Raw genomic sequence first — 22,367 nt, 5'->3', positions numbered from 1 at the left:
GCGTTTCTTCGATACAAATTATGATCCAATGTCGCCGCCTGCACGGTTAAAAAAAATTAACCTTTAAGATTATGACTCGGATCATAAAATATTCAAGCAGTAATTTAAGGTTTTTTTCTGAAAATAAGGATATAATTCCGATTCATTTGTGATTTGCGTCATAAAATAAAGCTTTATTGCTTGTTAAGTTTGATAAATCCAAATTGATAAATCAATATGAAAAAGACAATTATGATTACCGCAGTCCTGAGCCTGATTACCATAACAGGATGTACAAAATCCGAAACCCAGTACACAGACCAGGACAATAAAAGAGAAACGGTTAATGACAGGGCTTCTGATACCATCCGTCCCCTGCAGGAAGAATCAGACACCGTACAGGCAAAAGGAAAGCCGACAAAAGTTCAGATGGATAATGAATAACTGACTGATCTTGCTTCAGTAAAAATTATTCCGACAATCCAATAATCTAATGATTAAAATAAACCGCTATGATGCCTAAAGGAAAATTATTAATAATAGGAGGGAAAGAAGACAAACAGGGAACCGATTCTGAAATGGAAGAAAAAAACCGGAGTTTTTCACCCAATGAAATCCTTAAGCTTCTGGCAAAATCTGTAAATGACCGTATTGAGATCATTACTGTGGCAAGCTCGGAGCCGGAAAGTATCCGTGAAACGTATAAGACAACACTTTCGGAAATAGGATATACCAATTTCGGATTTCTGGATATCTGTGATGAGCACCTGCATACGGATTATCATTTTAAAAGGGTAGAGGCTGCCGATACCGTCTTTTTTACGGGCGGAGATCAGAACAGGATCCTTGAAATACTGCACAGGTCTGAGATTACAGGCCTGTTAAAGGAGAAATATCTTAACCAGGAAAATTTTACCGTTGCAGGCACCAGTGCCGGAGCCATGTGCCTCCCGAAGATGGTTATTCTTGAAGCCGCTAACGGGGAAGCGATGCTGGAACATGATCTTGAAATGGATACGGGGCTGGACTTCATTGACAACTGTATTGTAGATACCCATTTCGTACACCGTGCCAGGTTTGGCAGGCTGGCCCATGCCGTAATCAGCCATCAGGAATGCTGGGGAATCGGGCTGGGCGAAGATACGGCCCTGCTTATTGAAGATGGCTGCCGTGCCACCTGTCGCGGATCGGGCATGGTATGGCTCATCAGTGCTGAAAATATCGGGCAGACCAACATAGAAAGCGTTAAAAAAGGATTTCCAATATATGCGGAAAACCTTAAAACACACATTTTGTCTGATAACTGCACTTTTGATTTCAGCAACCGTTCTTTTAAAGGAAATGATACATAAAGCTGCATTGAATTTACATTATAAAATATAGATGTTTTTTAGCTTTCTGAATTGAAAAATATATCTAAAAAAATAAACCCCTGAAGAAATCAGGGGTTTATAATTTGAAAGTATATATTTAAGTGAAAAAGTGTTGTTAATTCTTATTCAAACACTGTGCCGGGATTATCCTGCTAAGGTGAATTTTTATTAAAATAGTAAAAGGTTTCAGCTTATTTACCTCTAATTTATTGACAGCCTGTAATAAATATCTTTTAAAAATCTTACATGTCTTTTCAATGCAGGATAAATACCTCAGAGTAAAACGTGGTACGTGGGTTATATTAGGGAAAAAATAGCTGTTTTTCGGAATATTGTGAGTATTTTTGGTATTGAAGTAAATATAGCTAATTATTGATTTTACGTTTCTATGATCTTAATTGTTGATGATAACCAGAGTAACCTTTATTCACTGAAAAAATTACTGGAATCGAAAGATTTTTTGGTGGATACGGCCAACTCCGGAGAGGAAGCTTTGGGAAAAGCATTGAAAAGTGATTATGCCCTTATAATTTTAGATGTCCAGATGCCTGATATGGATGGGTTTGAAGTTGCGGAAACCCTGGCAGGATACAGTAAAACAAAAGAAGTGCCGATCATATTCTTGTCGGCCGTCAATACCGATAAAAGATTTATTACAAAAGGATATGCTTCAGGCGGTAAAGACTATGTTACCAAACCCGTAGATCCGGAAATTCTTTTACTGAAGGTGAAAACTTTTTATAACCTTCAGGAACAGAATGTGGCGATGAGGAAAACGCAGCAGAGCCTGGAGCTTGAAGTAAAAGGAAGAAGGGAGTCTCAGGTTACCATGAAGTCCCAGATTGATCATTTCCACCTGATGCTGGAGTCCCTGCCGCAGATTGCCTTTACCGTGAACGGAGACGGAATCGTGGATTTTGTAAACGGTAAATGGTATGAATATTCTTCATCTGATCAGCATTTTCCGCAGACCCACCCTGATGATTTCAGTATTGAAGGAGAATTTGAACGCTGCAGGAAGAAAGGCAAGGCCCTGGAACTTGAGGTGAGGATACAGAATATAAAATCCGGAGACTACCGTTACCACCTGCTGCGCGTTACGCCGGTCTACGAAGGGAATACCGTTAAGAACTGGGTAGGCACCTTTACTGATATTGATGACCAGAAAAAAGTGGAAAAGGAAAAGGACGAATTCCTGAGTATTGCCAGCCATGAGCTGAAGACACCTCTTACGAGCATCAAAGCATACGTCCAGCTGCTTGAAAGAAGGCTGAAGCTGGATAAGGAAAGCGCAGAAGCAGGCTTTGTTACCAAAGCACAGGATCAGATCGAAAAACTGAATACCCTGATTACAGATCTGCTGGACGTTTCCAAAATAGAAAACGGAAAACTGAAGATCAATAAAAAGCCGACCAATCTTGAAAATGTGATCAGCAATGCCATTGATACCATTCTCCAGACCCATGATGAACAGAATATAAAAATCAAGCGGGACGGCATACGTCCGGATATTCTCATTCCGCTTGATGCCATACGCATCGAGCAGGTGCTGATCAACTTCCTGACCAACGCCATTAAATATTCCCCTAAAAACAATCAGGTTATCGTCACCACTTTCGTAGATGAAGAAGAGCAGGAGGTACGGGTAAATATTACAGACTTCGGAATCGGGATCCCGGATTTCAAGCAGGAAGCGGTATTCCGTAAATTCTACCGTGTGGAAGAATCTTCGCTGCAGTTCCAGGGGATGGGCATCGGCCTGTTCATCTGTTCTGAAATCATTAAGCAGCACCACGGAAATATCGGTGTTTCCAGTAAAGTGGATGAAGGATCTACATTTTATTTTACATTACCATTAAATTAATTTCATGCCGAAAAAAATCATACGAAACCTTCAGTTCGGAGTCGGGTTATCATTAGTTATACTTATTGCAAGTTCCGTGGCATCCTACTGGAGCATACAGAACCAGATGCAGCACCGGGAAAGCCTTTCCAACAGCCGGAAAGCCATCACCGCTGTAAAAGACGTATTAATTGCACTTCTGGATGCGGAAACGGGCAGCAGGGGTTACCAGTTCACAGGAAAAGAAATCTTCCTGGATCCGTACTACCGCAGCCTTTCAGAATTTCCGAAAGCCATAGAACGCGCAAAAGTAGTGGACCTTACGGATAAAAACCAGATGGACCGCCTGAATGAGCTGGAACGGAATGTAAATACCAATATTTCCAACCTGAAATATTTTGTGGAAAACCGGAAAAAGGGCATTGTAATGACCCAGAGCCAGGTGATGTCCAGTAAAGTGTATATGGACCGCTGCCGGCAGATCGTCAAAGATTTTGTGCAGTATGAAGAAGCCCAGCTGGCCGTAAAAAACAAAGATCTTAACCAATCATCCACCACCACTGTTCTGTTTATCATTTTCTCTTCCCTCGCGGCTATTGTGGTAACCGCCTTTTTCTATATCAGGCTGAGAGCCGACCTGATCCGCAGAGAAAAGCTTGAAAAAGCATTACAGAGAAAAGACCTTGAAATAAGCAGGCGTGTAAGTGCCATCCGTGAAATTGCGAATAGGGTAGCCAACGGAGATTACAGCCAGAAAGCGGTAGACCATTCCCAGGATGACCTTGGCGATCTGGTAGGCTCGCTCAACCATATGACGGAATCACTGAAAAACTCTTTCGATACCATCAACAAAAGCGACTGGCGCCAGAAAGGCCTTGCCTTACTGAACGAATCCCTGGTAGGAAACAAATCCGTAAAAGAAATCTCCGGAGAATCACTGAACCAGCTGATTACCTACGGGAAATGCATCAACGGTGCCTTATACCTTTATGATGAAGGAGCCCTGAAGCTTGCTTCCTCTTTCGGGTTGGAAGGAAATATGAAAAAATACTTCGAGCTGGGTGAAGGCATGGTAGGCCAGGTATTCCTGAACGAAAAATCACAGGTCTACAGTGATCTTAACGAAGAAGATTTTGCCGTAAGTTTTGCAAGCAGTAAAATTAAATTAAACGGTATTGTCCTGATCCCGGTTTTTGCAGACCAGATCTGCATTGGCGTACTGGAATTGGGAACCACACAGGCTTTCGATACCTGCAGGCTTGAATATTTTGAAGAATGCAGCCGCAATATCGGGATTGCCCTGGGTGCGGCAAAAGGTCGTGAAAAAGAACAGCAGCTCATGGAGGAAACCCAGGCACAGTCTGAAGAACTTCAGGTGCAGCATGCCGAGTTGGAAAACCTGAATACGGAACTGGAAGCTCAGACGCAGAAACTGCAGGCTTCTGAAGAAGAACTGAAAGTACAGCAGGAAGAACTGATGCAGGCCAATGCCGAACTGGAAGAACGCTCAAGGCTGCTGGAAGACAGAAACCATATGATTGCCGAACGCAACAGTGAGATTCAGAAAAAAGTTGAAGAACTGGCACTCAGCACAAAATATAAGTCGGAGTTTTTGGCCAATATGTCCCATGAACTGCGCACGCCGCTTAATTCCATCCTTCTGCTGTCCCGTCTGATGGCGGAAAACCCGGAAGAAAACCTGAATGAAGACCAGGTAGAATCTGCAAAAGTGATCCAGAGTTCAGGAAGCAGCCTGCTTACGCTGATTGATGAAATCCTGGACCTTGCCAAAATAGAATCCGGTAAAATGACCCTGGAATATCAGGATGTCGTGATCGGTGATATCGTTAAAGACCTGAAAAACCTGTTCAACCCGGTGATTCAGGAGAAGAAGCTTCAGCTGAATATTGAGATTGAAAATGATGTAGAAAATTCTATAGAAACAGACAGGCTCCGCGTAGATCAGGTATTGAGGAATTTACTGTCCAATGCCATTAAATTTACGGAAGAAGGAAGTATCAACCTGCATATTAAAAAAGACCCGAAGAGAGCTGATTTCATTATTTTCTCAGTAAGGGATACCGGAATCGGGATTGCGGAAGAAAAGCAGCGGATTATTTTCGAAGCTTTCCAGCAGGCCGACGGTTCTACGAGAAGAAGGTTCGGCGGAACAGGATTGGGACTTTCCATCAGCCGTGAAATTGCAAGGCTGCTGGGCGGTGAACTGATCCTGAAAAGCAAAGTTGACGAAGGCAGCGAATTCAGCCTGATTATCCCTGTTAAAGAAGTAGCTGAAGTACAGTCTGCGGAAACGGATAAAGACCTGATGGAAAACATCCGTGAAGATGTGGAGGAAATTCAGAACATCCTGGAAGGGAAGGAAGATGATTCCCATGAATGGATCAACATGCTGGAAATTCCGGAAGATGTGGAAGATGACCGGGACCATATCACCAAAGACGATAAAGTCATTTTAATTATAGAAGATGATACCAATTTCGCGAAAGCACTGCTGAAATACGCACGCCTTCAGAAATACAAGGGAATTGTAGCGGTAAGAGGTGACCATGGGATATCCGCAGCCGTAAAATACCGTCCGCACGCCATATTGCTGGATGTTCAGCTTCCCGTGAAAGACGGCTGGCAGGTGATGGACCAGCTTAAAGCCAATCCGAAAACCAAGCATATCCCGGTACACATGATGTCTGTGCTCCACGTGAAAAAAGAAAGCCTGATGAAAGGAGCCATTGATTTTATCAACAAGCCGATGGCGCTCGATCAGATGACGGATGTCTTCAGGACAATAGAAGAAGCGCTGAGGAAATCACCGCAGAAAGTATTGATAGTGGAGGAAAATGCCAAGCATGCCAGCGCGCTTTCTTATTTCCTGGGGAACTTTAATATCTCCCTTTCCGTTCAGAATAACGTGGAAGACAGTGTAAGAGCACTCACCCAGGACCATGTAGACTGTGTTATTTTAGATATCGGGGCATCAAAAGGTGACGAATACGAGATCATTGAATCGATAAAGAGTTATGACGGACTGGAAAACCTGCCGATCATTATCTTTACGGAACGCAACCTCTCGAAATCCGAAGAACTGAAAATCAGGCAGTATGCAGATTCTATCGTTGTAAAAACAGCACATTCCTACCAGAGGATCCTGGATGAAGTAGGGTTGTTCTTACACCTGGTAGAGGAGAAAAACAGTTCTATGGAAACGGTAAGGAGCAAAACACTGGGCTCTCTCACCGAAGTCCTGAGCGGTAAGAAAATACTGATTACCGATGATGATGTCCGCAATATTTTTTCTCTGACCAAAGCACTGGAAAAATATAAAGTGGAGGTAGTGGTTGCCATGGACGGCAAACATGCCCTGGAACAGATTAAGGAACATCCTGATGTGGATGTGGTGCTGATGGATATGATGATGCCGGAAATGGACGGCTATGAAACCATCCGCCAGCTGAGAAAAATGCCTAAGTTCACGAGGCTGCCGATTATTGCCATCACCGCAAAATCCATGATCGGGGAGCGGGAAAAATGCATTACGGCGGGAGCCTCGGATTACATTTCCAAACCGGTGGATATAGACCAGCTGCTGTCCCTGCTCAGAGTTTGGTTATATGAAAGTTAAACAGTAAAAATACTGATGAATAAGAAGATTTTAATTGTGGATGATGATCCGCGTAATATATTTGCCCTGAAGCTGACGCTGAAAGCCAGGGGATACCAGACAGAAAGCTGTACCATGGCTCAGGAAGCAATTGATATCCTGGAAAAAGATCCCGGGTTCACTGCTGTGCTGATGGATATGATGATGCCGGAAATGGATGGCTATGAAGCGATAAGGATTATAAGAAGTACCCCTTCCATAAGTAAAGTACCGGTAATTGCCGTTACTGCACAGGCCATGCCTGAAGACCGCCAGAAATGCATTGATGCCGGTGCGCAGGAATATGTATCCAAGCCGATAAATGTGGATCAGCTGATGAACGCGATTGAAAAACTGCCCTAAATGCTGGAGCCGAGTATAGTAAAAGACGAAGAAGTGGAATCCCTTATTAAAGAGGTGTATGACAGGTACGGGTATGATTTTTCCGAATACAGCCGTGCATCTTTCAAACGGAGGATCAACCGCATCTGCCTGATAGACCGGTTTACCAGCTTTGCAGAATTACGGTATACCGTGATGAACGACCCGGAATACCTGAAGCGCTTCATTGAAGAAATTACCGTGAACGTTACGGAAATGTTCAGGGACCCTTATTTCTTCAAAACATTAAGGGAAAAAATACTGCCGCAGCTGGGCACCTATCCGCTGATCCGGATCTGGGTGGCAGGATGCTCTACGGGAGAGGAAGCATATTCCATAGCGATTTTGCTGAAAGAAGCGAACCTTTACCATAAATCGCTGATTTACGGAACCGACCTGAACCCATCTGTCCTGGAAAAAGCCAGGGCCGGGATTTTCCCGTTACAGCAGATGAAGCTGTATTCTGAAAATTATATGCTCTCGGGCGGCACCAAAGATTTTTCAGATTATTATACGGCGAATTATGACAGCGTACGCTTTGATAAAAGCCTGCAGCAAAAGCTGATCCTGTCCACCCATAATTTGGTTTCAGACAGCTCTTTCAACAGTTTTCAGCTGATTATCTGCAGGAATGTGCTGATTTATTTTGACAGGGGATTACAGGAAAGGGTCTTCCGGTTATTTGACAGCAGCCTGGAAAATCTAGGTTTTTTGGCTTTGGGTGCAAAAGAAACCCTGAGATTTTCTAAATTAGATAAAAATTACCATCAGGTTGACGACCAGAGAATCTGGAAAAAGCTAGATCATCATTAATGGTATCATTATCATCTAAAACAGAACGTATGAAAGCAGAATTGGTAGTGATCGGAGGTTCCGCCGGAAGCCTGCAGGTCATTCTGGAAATGATCAAAAAACTCAATGACCGAATTGCTGTTCCTGTTTTGCTTGTACTGCACCGTAAAGCGCATTCAAATAACATACTTCAGGCATTACTGCAGCAGCTTTCCCATCTGGAAGTGGTGGAAATAGACGATAAAACGGAAATTGAAAACAATAAAATATACATTACCCCGGCAGATTACCACCTGCTCTTTGAAAATAAGAAAATCATGTCCCTGGACAGTTCGGAAAAGATGAACTATTCCCGGCCTTCCATTGATGTAACCTTCAGGTCGGCAGCGGAAATGTACGGTGAAACGCTGATCGGCGTACTGCTGTCCGGTGCCAATGCAGACGGCGTAAACGGCCTGTCCTACATCAAAAAAAACAACGGCACGGTATGGATCCAGGATCCTGAAACCGCTGAGGTAGATTATATGCCGAGGCACGCTGTGGAAGAAGTGGAGTATGACCTGATCATTACTCCCGGCAGCCTGGCCGATCATATTAACGGCCTGTAATAAAAATATAAAGTAGACTGAAAATCCTAATTAAGTAATAATATGAATAAAAAGAAAATCCTGATTTTTGATGATGATGCCACTATTCTCGAAGTAATTACGATTATTTTTGAAGAGAACGGCTTTCAGGTAGAAATTTCGGAGACCTCCCATGATATCCTGGAGCGTGTGGCGCAGTACCGCCCGGATGTTATCCTGATGGATAACTGGATTCCCAGGATCGGCGGAGTGGAAGCCACCAGGCTATTGAAAAATCATGAAGAATTTAAAACGATTCCGGTGATCTATGTAACCGCCAACAATGATATTGTGGCGCTGGCCAGAGAAGCCCAGGCAGATGATTATGTCGCAAAGCCGTTTAACCTCGATGATCTTGAAGAGAAGGTAGCCAAATATGTTTAAATAAAATCCCCGATATCATCATATCGGGGATTCACTGTATTTCGTGTTAAGCTGATTCCGGCATCGATTTCATTTTACCGGTCATAAACTCCAAACTGCATTTCTCATTATTGATTTCTGTAATTAATGAAGTGAGAAATAATTTAAGACCCGGTTTAGACAGAATATTATCTGAAAAAGTACGGGCAATAATGGTCTTCTTGGATACAATATTTTCTGTCAGCGTATATTCATTATTTAAATCGACATCCATATTAAACTGTAGTTTGATACTTCGGGTTAAATATTTACGGATGAGTTCTTTTATTTTTGCTTGGGCATTCATCATTAGGCATTTTACTTAATATTATATATAATATCCGTGCCAAAAATGCAATAATTCATCATATTCCGAAGTAAAAACTGAAATTGTTCCAATATTTGTTACAATTAATAAAACTGTTTGGTAAAGAACAGCTTATTTCCCGCCGCCGCCGTTTTTCTCAACATCGGTTTTGGTATTTTCCTTTACTTTCTGGTTCCCGAAACGTTTCACGAATGAAATAGAAGCCCCGTACCAGTCCCATTTTGAAATACTTCTTACATAAGCGCCCTGGCTGTAGGTAGTGGCATCATAATTCGGCCTCTGGAAAATATTCATCAGCTGCAGGCTGACCTCCATCTGTGTTTTAGGGAAGATCTTGGTAGCCGAAATATTGTGGAAAATATTCGGTTTATTGGTGGTGGAATTCCCGTTGTTCTGGTTGGATACTTCCAGCCATGCGTTCAGGTTGATATTCTTGTTAAAAAGGTTGGTATAAGAAAAATTGGTCGAAGCACTTAAATAATTGATATAAGAATCGTTTCGAAGGCCATTTTTCAGATTAAAATCACTGTTGTCAATATAATACCATCCCAAACCCAGGTTTACGGTAAATTTATTTTTGAAGAACGTCTGGTTGGTATTGGCAAACACGTAGTATTTATGCACTTTCCCGCTGAAATTGGACTCCTGCATAATGGTGGCATTTTTATAGTTTCCTACATCTTCTGTAAGGTAATCCGTCCAGTAATCCTGATCCGTGAATGTATACCGTGCAGAAATAAAATACTTCTTCAGGATGCCGAGTTTCATATACAGCCTGTCGCTTGGGTTAGGTTCCAGGTCTATATTTCCACGGCTGTAAATTCCATCCGAATTGGGAGTCATAAACGGGTTGAATTCCGCATACCACGGTCTCCAGAGGTTTCTGTTATACGTCAGGCTCAGATCATACTTGTCAGAAAAAGAATATTTTAACAGTATATTGGGCAGGAAAGCTCCGTAAGCATCTTTCCTTGACTTCCCCGAAACTTCCTGGCGGATCCTGTAATCAATATGCTCATAACGCAACCCGACTCTTGTTTCCAGTTTATCAAAAAACTTCCTGCTGTAATTGGCATACAGGGAATTGATATTATCCTCATAATGGAAAATATCACGGGTACTCAGGCCTTCCAGGTTATTTCCGTACAGCGTATTGGGGATTACATTGTTGTTAAAGTCCATTTTTCCTCCCACCTCGAAAGTAGCACCGGATTTTCCCAGGGGCTGGGTATAATCAACTTTAAGAAAATAATTCCGGTTTTCGGTATCGGAAAGAATTCCGATTTTACTTACTGAAGGGGTTTTTGAGATGATATTTTTAATGAAATAATTATCCCCGGACTCGCCGTAATAATTGGCCCCGGCATTAACGTCCAGAATCCTGTTTTTCTCCTTATCATAGAATTTATAAAAGATATTGGTTCCCAGGTTGCGGTTAAGTCCGCCTGAAGTCTGGTTCTGATCGAAAGAATTGTCAAACTCACCGTTCTTATGGGTAATTCCGGAAGCTTCGGAAGCTGACATAGCATTGCTCTGATAATATTCCAGGATAACACCGGCTGTATTTTTATTGTTCAGTTCAAATTCTGATGTGGAAGAAACCGAAGGGCTCCGGTACCTGCCGATGGTTGTAGAGTTGGTCTGCTGTACAGAATTACCTTCATATATAGTATAGACATTTGAATTTCTCTGTACGTTGGTATTATCGCTGTAGCCTCCTATAAGGGTCTGGGTAAAGTTCTTCTTATGATAATTGATGTTAAGATTGGAGTACTGGGAGTTTTTTGTGTTCTGTTTGTTGTTAAAAGTTACGCTTCCTTTTATTCCTTCATCATCACGCTTCTTTAAAACAATATTGATAACGGACCCGGCAGCTTCATAGCGTGAAGACGGGCTGGTAATTACCTCAATCTTCATCAGGTTGTCAGCCGGGATGGTTTTCAGGTATTCCTTAAGCTCCTTGCCGGTAAAAACAGATTTCCTGTCATTGATGTATACGGTTACAGATTCCCCTTCGGCTTTTATGGCATCATTGTTATCAATACTTACCAGAGGTGTCATTCTCATTACGTCCCAGGTGGTATTCCCTGCAAGGATGGAGCTGTTGGCTACATTAAAAACCGTTCTGTCCACTTTAGATTCTACCGTCGGTTTTCTTACGGTTACCGTTACGCCTTCTATGCTTTTCTCCTTGGATTTTATTGTGTCCTGCTTTTCCTGCGCAAAAATTACAACACCTGCCAATAAAGCAATCGGGACCAAAATAGTTTTCATTTACAATTAAGTTTATCAATAAGACAGCCGGCCCAGGGGTTTTGTTACATCATGTAGGATTAATTCTACAATAATAATTCTCATGAATACCCTTAAAATGGGCGGAAATAAAAAATATCATACTTTTGCTGAAACTCAGAATGCCCATGAAGAATGTTCTAAGCTGGATTTTCGTTGTATTCCTTATGGTTTCGCTGTTTAACAGCTGCCTGAACAATTCGGTAAAAAAAGACATACGTCAGCAGAAAGATTTTATCAGCCGGCTGAGACAGCTGTATTCTTCCGGCGATTTTTCAAAGTGGCCGAAGCCTGTACTGGATTCGGAATCCGCTTCCTCTTTTTCTGAAATCGGCCATTTGCCGGATATCCGGTTTCCTGATGACAATCCGTATTCGGCAGAAAAAGAACTGCTGGGGAAAACGCTTTTCTTTGATCCGAGGCTTTCAAAATCCAACCAGATTGCATGTGCCTCCTGCCACGACCCGGAACTGGCCTGGTGCGATAACAGGACGCTTTCTTTCGGGCATGACCGGCAGTTGGGTATCAGAAACGCCATGAGCATCCTGAATGCAGCCTACGCAGAAGAACTGTTCTGGGACGGACGGGTAAAATCCCTGGAAGAACAGTCGCAGATGCCGATAGAAGATATAAAGGAAATGGGGGAGCATATTGATATTGCAGCCGGTAAAATTGCAAAGATAAAAGGCTATGAAACATTATTCGAAAAAGCATTCGGTGATAAAACCGTAAATAAAGACAGGATTTCCAAAGCAATTGCCGTTTTTGAAAGAACAGTGAAAAGCGCACGCGGTAAATTTGATGAATTTATTGATGGGAAGTCTGAAGTGTACACTGATGACGAACTCATGGGGCTTCATCTTTTCCGGACTAAAGCCCAGTGTATCAACTGCCATAATTCAGGGTATTTTTCCAATAACAGGTTTGAAAATATCGGTACGGCCCTGCTGGGTGAAAAAGGGGAGGACCCGGGAAGATACCTTGCAACCAAAAAAGCGGAAGATGCCGGGAAATTCCGGGTTCCCGGACTTCGGGAAGTATCACGCACAGGCCCTTATTTCCATAACGGGTCTATGACTGATTTATCAGAAGTAATCCGGTTCTACAGCAACGGAAATCCTGAACATGCGCAGAAACGTACTACGGTTTTTGAAGGCGTAGTGCTGCATTCGGAAAAATCGGGAATGGTAAGAATGCTGGAACTGTCTGAGCAGGAAATTTACCAGCTGGAAGCATTCCTGCGGACCTTATCATCCAAACCTCAAAAGATAAGCATGCCGGAGCTGCCGCGGTAACCGCATGCTTCGGTCCTCATAAAAATATGATGATCACGATAAGCCAGATAGATTTAACGCCTCTGAATATCAGGCTGAAAATAAACAGCTCTGCAATAGATGCAGAGCCATTTCCCCTAAGAATAATTTTACTAAAATTATGTGTGTAAGAATATTTATCTTATAAAATTACTAAAAGAGAGTGCTCCCCGGAAGGAGCATTCTCAAAATAAAATATTCCCTGATTTTTATTTGACCGTTCTTTTAAAGCGGTCATTTCTGATCTTTGTGTTGATTCAAATATACCCATTAAGGATAAAACAGATATAGTACCACAAAAATTAAGCAAAATAAACTTGCAAACTATACAAGTAAAGTATTTTATTCTGTATCTTTAGCATAATACACATACCTTAAGAATATTATTCTATGGATCACCTGGATGACAAAGATATGCAGCTGCTCAGGCTTCTGCAAAAAGATGCAAAACTCACGGTAAAAGAGCTTGCCAAAGAAGTTAACCTCTCTGCTTCTCCCGTTTTTGAGCGGGTAAAGCGCCTGGAGCAGGAAGGCTATATTAAAAAATATGCCGCTGTTCTGGATGCCGAAAAGCTGAACCTGGGGCTTACCGTGTACTGCCAGCTGAAGCTTAAAAGCAACGACAGTTACCTGGCAATAGAATTTGAACGGGAAATACTCAAGATTGAAGAGGTTGCAGAATGTTACAGTATTTCGGGGGATTTCGATTTTCTGCTTAAAGTATATGTGCAGGATATGAAGGAATATCAGAATTTCGTGTTCAATATACTCGGGGCTGTGCCTTCCATCGGCAGTACGCACAGTACATTTGTCATGGCTCAGGTAAAGAATACCTATGGATTAACGATTTAACAGGATACCTATATTCCAGCGGTTCTTAAATGCTTCAATGAAGAATAAAGCCTTAGGATACTGAGGTTTAAATAAGTGATTGATTGTTACTAAAATTAATAAGTGTTTAAAAAATTGAATAAGAAATATCTGTCTTAATTTTGAAATCTTTGATTTCGCATGAAGTGAATTTTACATTGAAGCTGTGATACTGTTTAATGATGATTCAATAATATTTATTTGAAAAAGACCAATATAAATTCAATATAATTTTAAGTGAGTAAACTGAAAATTCCAATCATGAAAATACATCCGGCAGAAACGGTAAACAGTAAAAAGTAGTCCCAAAGACATAGCCTAAAGACCAGGCATTTAAGAAAACAGCTGTCCGGCCTGCCACATTATTAAAATTATATGTAATATATTTGTTCTGAAAAAAAACACCGAAAAGTATTTTTATGGATGATATCAGGATGATTGTAACGGATATGGACGGAACTTTTCTGAACTCTAAGCATCAGGTAAGCCCGGATTTTCCGATTGTATATGAAGAGCTCAGGAAAAGAAATATCTTATTCGTTCCGGCCAGCGGAAGGCAGATGACGGGAATTACCAAATATTTCGGAGACATAGAAAATGACATGGCTTTTATTGCAGAGAACGGCGGTTATGTGATTTACAAGAACAAAGAACTGTTTGCAGACCGGCTGGAGCCTACTTATATTGCGGAAATCATCAGGGAAATCCGTACCATTCCCGGCGCTACTGCGGTTCTTTCCGGCAAGAAAAAAGCATATGTGGATACTGACAACGAAGAGTTTATCAGTTACATATCACAGTTTTACACCATTAATGAAAAAATAGAGGACCTGACGCAGGAAATTGATGACCGTATTTTTAAAATTGCCGTCTATCATCCTGAAGGTTCAGAGCTGAATGTATATCCTGTTCTGAAAGAATTTGAAAAGTATAATCTTGAGATTGTGGTTTCCGGCAAGCACTGGCTTGATATAATGAATAAAGATATCAATAAAGGAAACGCGCTGGAGAAGCTGCAGGATGCACTGGATATTTCCCCGCAGCAGACGATGGCTTTCGGGGATTATATGAATGATATCGAAATGCTTAAAAACTCCAGGTACTCGTATGCGATGAAAAATGCGCATCCGTCCGTAAAAGAAGCGGCCTGTTTTGAAGCCTGCACCAATGACAATTTCGGGGTGCTGAAAATTATTAAGGATTATCTGGATCTCCGTTAAATAACGCAATTAAAATATAACCCTCAGATTTCTGATCTGAGGGTTTTTTATTGAAGAAAGCTTTAACAGAGACCTTTGATTTCTCTGCTTTTATTAAATTTTCAATATATCTGTAAAAAAATTCAGGGATCTATTGTTTTTTATTCTAAATTTATCAGCTCAAACTCTTTCTATAGTGTGCCGTTTGCCGATGTAGGATTACATTCCGTAATCAGACGGTTTAAAAAAATCCAGAACTGAATCATTAATAATACGGCGTAACCGAAAAGCCGTTAACAGAGTAGGAAAACCAAAAAAACTAAACCATGAATTTATCAATTCACCCGTCGGTAGGTGTTGCCAGACTGGGCAACAGCACCACGGAAATCTGCCTTTCTCCGGATTCCATAGGCGGACTTCCTTTCGATGCAGACCGCAATGGAAATTCCTTAGGTCCCATTACAGATTTTAAAGATGAAGCCGGCCTTATCAAACGCCAGGGACAGCCTTTCAGGATTCTTCAGGAAAACGGAGAAGAAATCACCCTTGATACCCCGAACATCGCTTCCATTGAATGGACGGTGCATCTGGCCAACAAAAAAGCAGTCTGGTACCAGTACAGTGAGCTGGAAGGCAATCTTCTGTACGGAGAATCAAACAGCTACCAGAACCAGGGCGTTGCCTTAAGAAATCCGGAACAGACCACAGAGCAGGAAAGACAGACGCTGTTGGTAGATCCGGGACCGAGAACCATTTCCGGAAAACAGGCTTCCATCGGCTTTGATAAAAACAATGCACCGTCCGGATATCCGGTCCGGTATCCACCGGATACCGTTAAATACGGCGTTTCCGTAGTGACTTTGGGAGATCTTTTAACCGATCAGTCAGGCAGGCTTGTTGTTCTGGGAGGTTTCGGGCATGCGGGCGGAGACGAACCGTTGATCAGCTACGGAGGCTCAAGTACCTGGCATGACGATATCTCAGATGGCCCGGTGTACTGTACCGTTACATTCAATGACGGGAAGCCGGCCGTTTCATTATCCGCCTGGGTGGTAGTCGGGTCGCCGGATTTCGCTCCTGAAATTGTTAACATTTCAAACTTAAGCGATACGATGTTTGATGTGGCAGTCAGAAATTTCAATCTTGTTCCTGAAATGTATGAAAACGGAAGCTGGAATGCAGGTTACAAAGCAAATTTTCAAAGGGATATATTGCCGATTATCAACCGGATCAGCAGGTACCAGTGGGTATCAAATGTCCAGTCGATGATGGCTTTCTCAAGCAATATTTTTGATTTTACCGATAATTCCGAAGCCAATTTGCAGAACCGGCAGAATTACTTTTCCTATTTCAGGCAGAGTGACGCCCAGCCGCCGGTTGCCCCGGACCTGCCTCAGGAGGAGCTGTTAAAGCAGAACGGAAATGATATTTTCCCGATGATGCCTTTAAATTCCGGAAGCAATTCCGTGAGCAATATCAATATCATGAAATTCATGGCACTGGACGAGACGCAGCTGTTCCTGATGCAGCAGTGGGCAGACGGAAATTTTGTAAGCGATCCTGGTTATCATCCTTATCCTGTAAACCCGATGGATTCTGCAAGTGTAGGAAACTGCGTAGGCCTGCCGATGTGCCCGGGCATTGAAGTCACCTGGAGCTTACAGAACCCGGCCATCTACAGTGCTCCTTACCGGATTGCACAATACGGAAATGAACAACAGTATGCTGCCCGAGGATTAACGCCGTCCAGAGATGAATGTGAAGGCAGTGGCTGCGAACCGGGTGACTTAACGAAAAGAATGGCCTGTCCGTGGCAGGCAGATTTCTTCCAGTGTACCATTCAGCTGATCAACTTTACAGATCCTTCCGTGAACAAAGCCGGAAGCCCTGCAGCACCGCTGCCTCCTACTTATTATTCATACTGGTGGCCGCCTCAAAGCCCGTGGGATGTTCTGGTAGGCGAGTTTACCGCTGAAGGCCAGGCCGGGACCCATGTGCCTGCAGGCCAGCAGATGAACTATGCCCGGGGCATCAACAGTTTCACGCAGATGGTTCAGTACTGGTATGCGCTGGGCTTCATCAGGGATAAGAATTCCAACAGCACAGGATTTCCGTTTTTTGTAGAGACTGAAAGAAACAACGAGATCTTCACTTATAAAAGTGTTCCGATCAGCGATATCAGTGGTAATAATTCGGATAAGGAAACCACCGTTCCGGTATTTTATATCGAGAAAAAGGTAAATGTTGTAAAACAGAGAAGTGATAAAGGCAGAATGCTGATGGAACATCTGGAAGAAGTAGGATTCAAAGAAATCGAAGTGGCAATTGGGGGGCTGGAAAAACCACGCTCCGGAACAAGGAACAGAAGATAAAACATGCATAATTTGTTACAAACAGATGTGCTTATTGTCGGTGGAGGCCCTGCAGGGGCTTCCGCTGCTTTAAGCCTGCTGAAACATTCGGGTTTAAAGGTAGTAATCATAGAAGAGACCAGCCTGGAATCCGTTAAAATCGGCGAGCAGGTTAATTCAAGTATTTTCAGCCTGCTGGATTATATGGGGATTACAAAAGAAAATTTTGACAGCCGGCATTTCATTCAGGGGTACAGCAGTGTGGCAGCCTGGGGCACCGACCGGATTACAGTCCGGGATTCCATATTCAATACGGAAACCGAAAGCTTCCAGCTCAACCGCGAAGAGTTTGACCTGATGCTGCTGGAGAACGTTTCAAATGAGGGCGGAATTATTTTCCCGAGAACAAAATGCCTGGCCTTCAGCCAGGATGAAAATCAACACTGGACCATTGAAGCAAAACATGAAACCAAAGGAGGTTTTTCGGTAAAAGCCCGCTACCTGATTGATGCAACGGGAAGGCTGGGAAGCATCAGCAGGAAAATCGGTATCCCGTCAAAACGGTATGATGAGCTTGTTGCGGTAGGGAAATTCTTTTATTTTGAATCATCCGATACCGTTAAACAGGAGATTGTTATCGAATCCACTGAAGAAGGGTGGTGGTACTGTGCTTCTCTCCCGGACCGGAAAATGACGCTTACTTTTTTTTCTGATGCTCCTATAATTAAAGAAAACAGGTTTGAAAAAACGGAAAACTGGAACCGGCTGCTTTCAAAAACGAAACATATCAGGCATAAAGTTTCACATGCATCTTCCGAAGGAAAGCTCTGGGTAAAAAATGCATTCTCTCAGGTTACAGACAGCAGTTCATGTAAAAATTTCCTGGCTGTAGGAGATGCGGCGGCTTCGTTCGACCCTGTCTCTTCAATGGGCATCGGCTTTGCAATAAGCTCTGCCTGCCATGCCGCGAAGGCTGTGATTGATGCTGAGTCCGGACATGAAAACACATTCTTGAATTATCAGGAAAATATCAATACCATTTACCGCCAGTACCTTCAGACCAAAACGTTTTTTTACCGCAAAGAACAGCGTTGGAGTGATTCGGATTTCTGGAGAAAAAGAATCTGAATCGGTACATAATAATCATCTTTTTAAATAAACCAATACCTATGAAAAATGCATTGAAGTATATTCTGCTTCTTACCATTCCCCTGTTTTCACTGACATGCAGCTCAGAAAGGGAAGACGAAATTATTATCACTGATACCGTGCCGCCGGTTACGAGTGTGTTCTATAAAAATGCTGATGAACTGGCACTGACGTATGATCCGAACGGAACCGTGAGCCAGACAATGAAAGACACGGCTTTTGAATTGTATCAAAAAGGGCAGTGGAGCAATCTTGAAACGTTTTTTAAGAATAACCATCTGAACGGAGGATGGCCTCCTGCAAATGGCGGCTACAACATTGCAGATGATGTACCTTTTACGGCAGGGCAGAAATTCGACCGTTACAGCGGGGCCGTAGGAAGTTATAGCGGTACCGGAATTCCTACCCTGGGCGGAAGTTTTACAAGCCCGATCATCAACGGGTATGTGTACACCTTCAGCCAGCGGGCATTGAACCAGCCGGAAAATGCCTACGACTTTTATTATGAAATCGATGTGATGAATAATTTACTGACGTTCAAAGGCCAGTATGCAGATGTTATCCCCTGGTTCGGGCAGACGGGCGGTGGTAAGCAGACGATGTGGAAAATCCCTGTAGACCCGATGACCGGCTACCAGAAAACGTGGAACAAGCTGGCGCAGGAAGGGTATATAAAAGTGACCATTAAGAAAAGCCCGAGCGGTAAATATAATGCTTTGGCAGGGACTGTAATTCAATAATAAACAATTCAGATGTATTCACTGTCAAAAAAAATAAATATCGGAACGCAGGCAGATGTTCTAAAAACTGTTTTCAGGAATGAGGAAGCTGATCCGTATGCTGCTGTCACGTACACCTGCAACCACTGCCGTCAAAGGAATACATTGGAAATCACACCTTATGAATCAGGGTTTCCGGTTTTACAGCTGTATGATGAAGGAAAGGTAATATCCGGAGAAGAATTGTTAAAAGCCGGAGCCATTGCCAAAACGTCAGACAGCAGGCAGCACTTCGGAGCATTAACAGTAAATGAACTCCCGACCCTGTATTTCGGTACCGGCTGTCAATTCTGCCAATCCAAATACCTCTGCCTGTTCAGCTACGGGGAAAAGCAGCCCGGACTTAATATTCTGACGGTTTCGGGAATCTGGCAGTACGAAGAAACATATTAAACCTGATTACGGTTTACCATAAAAAATAAAGAACAGAGATCACTACTATTGCAAAAATAAAAGCCTGTTTAAAATGAGTTTTAAAACTTTTAAAATTGTCCAGTAATGATTTTTTCAGATTCACATGTATATAAATCTGCAGGAAATTATTTTTAGGATGATTTAAAACAGGCTCCAACAAACCAGTAAAGAACAAATTTAACCCAACATGGAAATTCTAATTATTGTCATTTTATTTTGCCTGATGCTGTATGCTTTTGTCAGATCAGGTAAAATTAAAAAAGAAGCGGCTCTGAAAGATGCACAGATTACCGCTCTTAATCAGGAAATCGGCCGGCTGAAAACTGAAATATCCGGTCTTCAGTCTGATAAATCATCCCTGAACGGTAAAATCCAGCGGCTGCGCGCGGAGCTGTCTAATCTGCAGATTGATAAAAACAGCACCGACCAGAAAAACCTTCTGCTTAAAAATCAGAATGATGCGCTAAGCAAATATCAGGATATTCTTAACGTACAGACAGAATGCGAATACCTGTTGAAAAAAGCGGAAAAAGACAGCATCAGATTAAAGGAAAGAGCACAGCTGGAACTGGACAGTGCCCAACAGCAGGCAAAAGAGACCCGGAGACTTACCAAAGAACTTGCAGAAAAGAAAACCCGTGAAGTTGAACTGCTGTATGAAAATGCAGTAAGGGAATCCAAAAGGATTATTGATACCGCAGAATATAAGGCAGAGGCTATCGGAGGCGATGCATACCGCAGTTTAAGGGAATTCGGTGAAATTGCAGACCGGATAAAAGCGATGAAAAATGTTATTAAGGGATATGGAAATGAATATATCATTCCGGCATATACGCTGCTTGATGAGCTGGCAGAGGACTTCAGCCATAAGGAAGCCGGGGAAAACCTTAAAAAACTCCGCCAGAACAACAAGCTGATGATTGTCAGCCGGCAGGCCGGAATCTGTGAATACGTAGATGAATACAGAAGGAATATAGCGATTGATTTTGTTGTTGATGCCTACAACGGAAAGGTGGAAACCATCTTGGCTTCAGTAAAAAAAGACAATTACGGGATACTGAAACAGAAAATAGATGATGCGTTCCAGCTGGTTAATTTTAACGGTGAGGCTTTCAGGAAAGCAAGGATTTCCACAGTATACCATGAAGCGCGTCTCGAAGAACTGAAATGGGCAGTGGTAGCGCAGGAACTGAAATGGCAGGAACAGGAAGAGCAGCGGCAGATAAGGGAGCAGATCCGTGAGGAAGAAAAAGCAAGGAAAGAATTTGAAAAAGCCATAAAGGATGCCGAAAAAGAAGAGCAGACTTTAAAGAGACTGATTGAAAAAGCGGAATCACAGGTGGCAAAAGCCAATGAGGAACAGAAAATGTTCCTTCAGCAGCAATTGGACGAACTGCAGAACAGGCTGGAGCATGCGGAAGAGAAAAACCAGCGTGCTATATCGATGGCACAGCAGACCCGACGGGGAAATGTATACATCATTTCAAATATAGGATCCTTTGGAGAAGATGTATATAAAATCGGGATGACACGGCGTCTGGAGCCGTTAGACCGTGTCCGTGAGCTTGGGGATGCCAGTGTCCCTTTTGAGTTTGATGTCCATGCAATGATTTATTCTGATGATGCTCCGGCCCTGGAAAGGCAGCTTCATAAAAAGTTTCTGAGAAGCCAGCTTAACAAGATTAACCCGAGAAAAGAATTTTTCAGGTTAGGCATAAATGATATTAAAAACTATACGGACCGAATGGGAATCAATTGTAAATGGACCCTTGCTGCCGAGGCAAAACAATACCGCGAAACCGTAAAGCTTGAAGAAGAGATGAAAGTGAATAAACAGCTTGAAGCAGAGTGGGAGCAGTACCAGGAACAGGCTGACCCGCTAGTTATGGAAGAAGTATTAACGGAAGAGGAATAAAAAATTATATTCAGAAGCGGACAAATATATTCGTTTTTAAAAAGAAAAACCCCGCAACTTTTAAGGCTGCGGGGTTTTTGATTGAAAATATATTATTAAGATTCGGTGCCTACTAATCCGTAGCTCATTACGGATGGTTCTTTGCCAAACAGACAAGAGAAAATATTCTGGAACTCGTGAATGTATTTACATCTGATTGAGTTTCCGTAGATCTTCAGTCCGTCAACAATCTTTCTGGAACTCAGATCAATATCGTACTTGATAAACGGTTCCGGTCTTTCATATCTGATACGCTGGTCAGAGCTGTATGTTCTTGAAAAGCCAAATTTCTCAAGCCATTCTTCAGTAATTTGGATCGGCCTGATGGATCTTGCCGGTACAGAAAAACTGTGGATGTCATTTTCAATCTTCACAAAATAGTCTCTTTCATTATCCTGAAATATTTCAGTAATATTATAGATCTGATTTTTGTATTCTACTAAATTTTTGATTTTTAGATCTGCAACGTTCATAATATTTTGTGTGTTAAAAGTTATTACTGTATGTTAGGTGATAGTGGTATAATTTTAATTACAAATACTATGCCTTATGGAATGAATAATATTTTTAGAAATAATATTATTATAGAGTGATTTAAGTTAATTTACTGATTTTCAATATTTATTGAGCGTGTTTTACTGCTAAGCGAATTTTATGAAAGTTAAAT

General features: G+C 42.3%; 19 protein-coding genes. 16 read left to right on the top strand and 3 right to left on the bottom strand.

Translation table 11 applies throughout. From position 1 onward, the window contains the following. Window positions 1-216 precede the first annotated feature (216 nt). The 8 genes from ASE55_RS13210 to ASE55_RS13175 all read left to right on the top strand — a co-directional run bounded on the left by ASE55_RS13210 (window position 217) and on the right by ASE55_RS13175 (window position 9,033). Window positions 217-423: a hypothetical protein gene (locus tag ASE55_RS13210; RefSeq protein WP_056220457.1), complete on the top strand. Its 207-nt coding sequence runs from the start codon at window positions 217-219 to the stop codon at window positions 421-423. A gap of 68 nt (window positions 424-491) precedes the next feature. Next, window positions 492-1,331, top strand: a complete 840-nt coding sequence (locus ASE55_RS13205) for a cyanophycinase (RefSeq protein WP_056220454.1) — start codon at window positions 492-494, stop codon at window positions 1,329-1,331. Window positions 1,332-1,740: 409 nt separating this feature from the next. Further along, window positions 1,741-3,216: an ATP-binding protein gene (locus tag ASE55_RS13200; protein ID WP_056220452.1), complete on the top strand. Its 1,476-nt coding sequence runs from the start codon at window positions 1,741-1,743 to the stop codon at window positions 3,214-3,216. A gap of 4 nt (window positions 3,217-3,220) precedes the next feature. Further along, window positions 3,221-6,832, top strand: a complete 3,612-nt coding sequence (locus tag ASE55_RS13195; RefSeq protein ID WP_056220449.1) for a response regulator — start codon at window positions 3,221-3,223, stop codon at window positions 6,830-6,832. Between the two features lie 15 nt (window positions 6,833-6,847). Further along, window positions 6,848-7,213: a response regulator gene (locus ASE55_RS13190; RefSeq protein WP_056220445.1), complete on the top strand. Its 366-nt coding sequence runs from the start codon at window positions 6,848-6,850 to the stop codon at window positions 7,211-7,213. Further along, on the top strand, window positions 7,214-8,044 hold the full coding sequence (locus ASE55_RS13185) for a CheR family methyltransferase (RefSeq protein WP_056220444.1): 831 nt from the start codon (window positions 7,214-7,216) through the stop codon (window positions 8,042-8,044). A gap of 29 nt (window positions 8,045-8,073) precedes the next feature. After that, the gene (locus tag ASE55_RS13180; RefSeq protein WP_056220492.1) at window positions 8,074-8,631 is read left to right on the top strand and encodes a chemotaxis protein CheB; all 558 of its coding nucleotides are present in this window, start codon (window positions 8,074-8,076) and stop codon (window positions 8,629-8,631) included. A 42-nt stretch (window positions 8,632-8,673) separates the two neighbouring features. Further along, window positions 8,674-9,033: a response regulator gene (locus tag ASE55_RS13175; RefSeq protein WP_056220440.1), complete on the top strand. Its 360-nt coding sequence runs from the start codon at window positions 8,674-8,676 to the stop codon at window positions 9,031-9,033. A 46-nt stretch (window positions 9,034-9,079) separates the two neighbouring features. Here the strand turns inward: ASE55_RS13175 and ASE55_RS13170 are convergent, their stop codons facing one another. Together ASE55_RS13170 and ASE55_RS13165 are read right to left on the bottom strand one after the other, a co-directional pair. Further along, the gene (locus tag ASE55_RS13170) at window positions 9,080-9,361 is read right to left on the bottom strand and encodes a hypothetical protein (protein WP_128414568.1); all 282 of its coding nucleotides are present in this window, start codon (window positions 9,359-9,361) and stop codon (window positions 9,080-9,082) included. 129 nt (window positions 9,362-9,490) lie between these two features. Continuing rightward, complete coding sequence (locus ASE55_RS13165) at window positions 9,491-11,653, bottom strand: outer membrane beta-barrel family protein (protein ID WP_056220434.1); 2,163 nt, start codon at window positions 11,651-11,653, stop codon at window positions 9,491-9,493. 146 nt (window positions 11,654-11,799) lie between these two features. Here ASE55_RS13165 and ASE55_RS13160 point away from each other — a divergent pair, with 146 nt between their 5' ends. The 8 genes from ASE55_RS13160 (at window position 11,800) to ASE55_RS13125 (ending at window position 21,661) form a co-directional block, all read left to right on the top strand. Beyond that, window positions 11,800-12,966, top strand: coding sequence for a cytochrome-c peroxidase (locus ASE55_RS13160; protein ID WP_082474542.1), 1,167 nt, complete (start codon window positions 11,800-11,802; stop codon window positions 12,964-12,966). Window positions 12,967-13,374: 408 nt separating this feature from the next. Beyond that, window positions 13,375-13,836 (top strand): Lrp/AsnC family transcriptional regulator, encoded by a 462-nt coding sequence (locus tag ASE55_RS13155; protein WP_056220431.1) that lies wholly within the window; start codon window positions 13,375-13,377, stop codon window positions 13,834-13,836. Window positions 13,837-14,273: 437 nt separating this feature from the next. Then, complete coding sequence (locus tag ASE55_RS13150; RefSeq protein WP_056220429.1) at window positions 14,274-15,074, top strand: Cof-type HAD-IIB family hydrolase; 801 nt, start codon at window positions 14,274-14,276, stop codon at window positions 15,072-15,074. Between the two features lie 305 nt (window positions 15,075-15,379). After that, on the top strand, window positions 15,380-17,425 hold the full coding sequence (gene lodA, locus ASE55_RS13145; protein WP_056220427.1) for a CTQ-dependent lysine 6-oxidase LodA: 2,046 nt from the start codon (window positions 15,380-15,382) through the stop codon (window positions 17,423-17,425). Window positions 17,426-17,437: 12 nt separating this feature from the next. Continuing rightward, a complete protein-coding gene (gene lodB / locus ASE55_RS13140) occupies window positions 17,438-18,532 on the top strand; it encodes a lysine-epsilon-oxidase maturase LodB (protein WP_157844652.1) in 1,095 nt (364 codons plus the stop codon). A gap of 41 nt (window positions 18,533-18,573) precedes the next feature. Beyond that, on the top strand, window positions 18,574-19,293 hold the full coding sequence (locus tag ASE55_RS13135; RefSeq protein WP_056220422.1) for a glycohydrolase toxin TNT-related protein: 720 nt from the start codon (window positions 18,574-18,576) through the stop codon (window positions 19,291-19,293). A 12-nt stretch (window positions 19,294-19,305) separates the two neighbouring features. Continuing rightward, a complete protein-coding gene (locus ASE55_RS13130) occupies window positions 19,306-19,725 on the top strand; it encodes a hypothetical protein (protein WP_056220421.1) in 420 nt (139 codons plus the stop codon). Window positions 19,726-19,933: 208 nt separating this feature from the next. Beyond that, window positions 19,934-21,661: a DUF4041 domain-containing protein gene (locus ASE55_RS13125; protein ID WP_082474537.1), complete on the top strand. Its 1,728-nt coding sequence runs from the start codon at window positions 19,934-19,936 to the stop codon at window positions 21,659-21,661. Window positions 21,662-21,756: 95 nt separating this feature from the next. Here the strand turns inward: ASE55_RS13125 and ASE55_RS13120 are convergent, their stop codons facing one another. Further along, window positions 21,757-22,173: a hypothetical protein gene (locus tag ASE55_RS13120; protein ID WP_056220418.1), complete on the bottom strand. Its 417-nt coding sequence runs from the start codon at window positions 22,171-22,173 to the stop codon at window positions 21,757-21,759. Window positions 22,174-22,367 lie beyond the last annotated feature (194 nt).

The sequence above is a fragment of the Chryseobacterium sp. Leaf201 genome, assembly GCF_001421435.1.
Lineage (GTDB): Bacteria > Bacteroidota > Bacteroidia > Flavobacteriales > Weeksellaceae > Chryseobacterium.
Note: the sequence above shows the minus strand (reverse complement) of the source record. Positions and strands in the feature narration are given on the sequence as shown.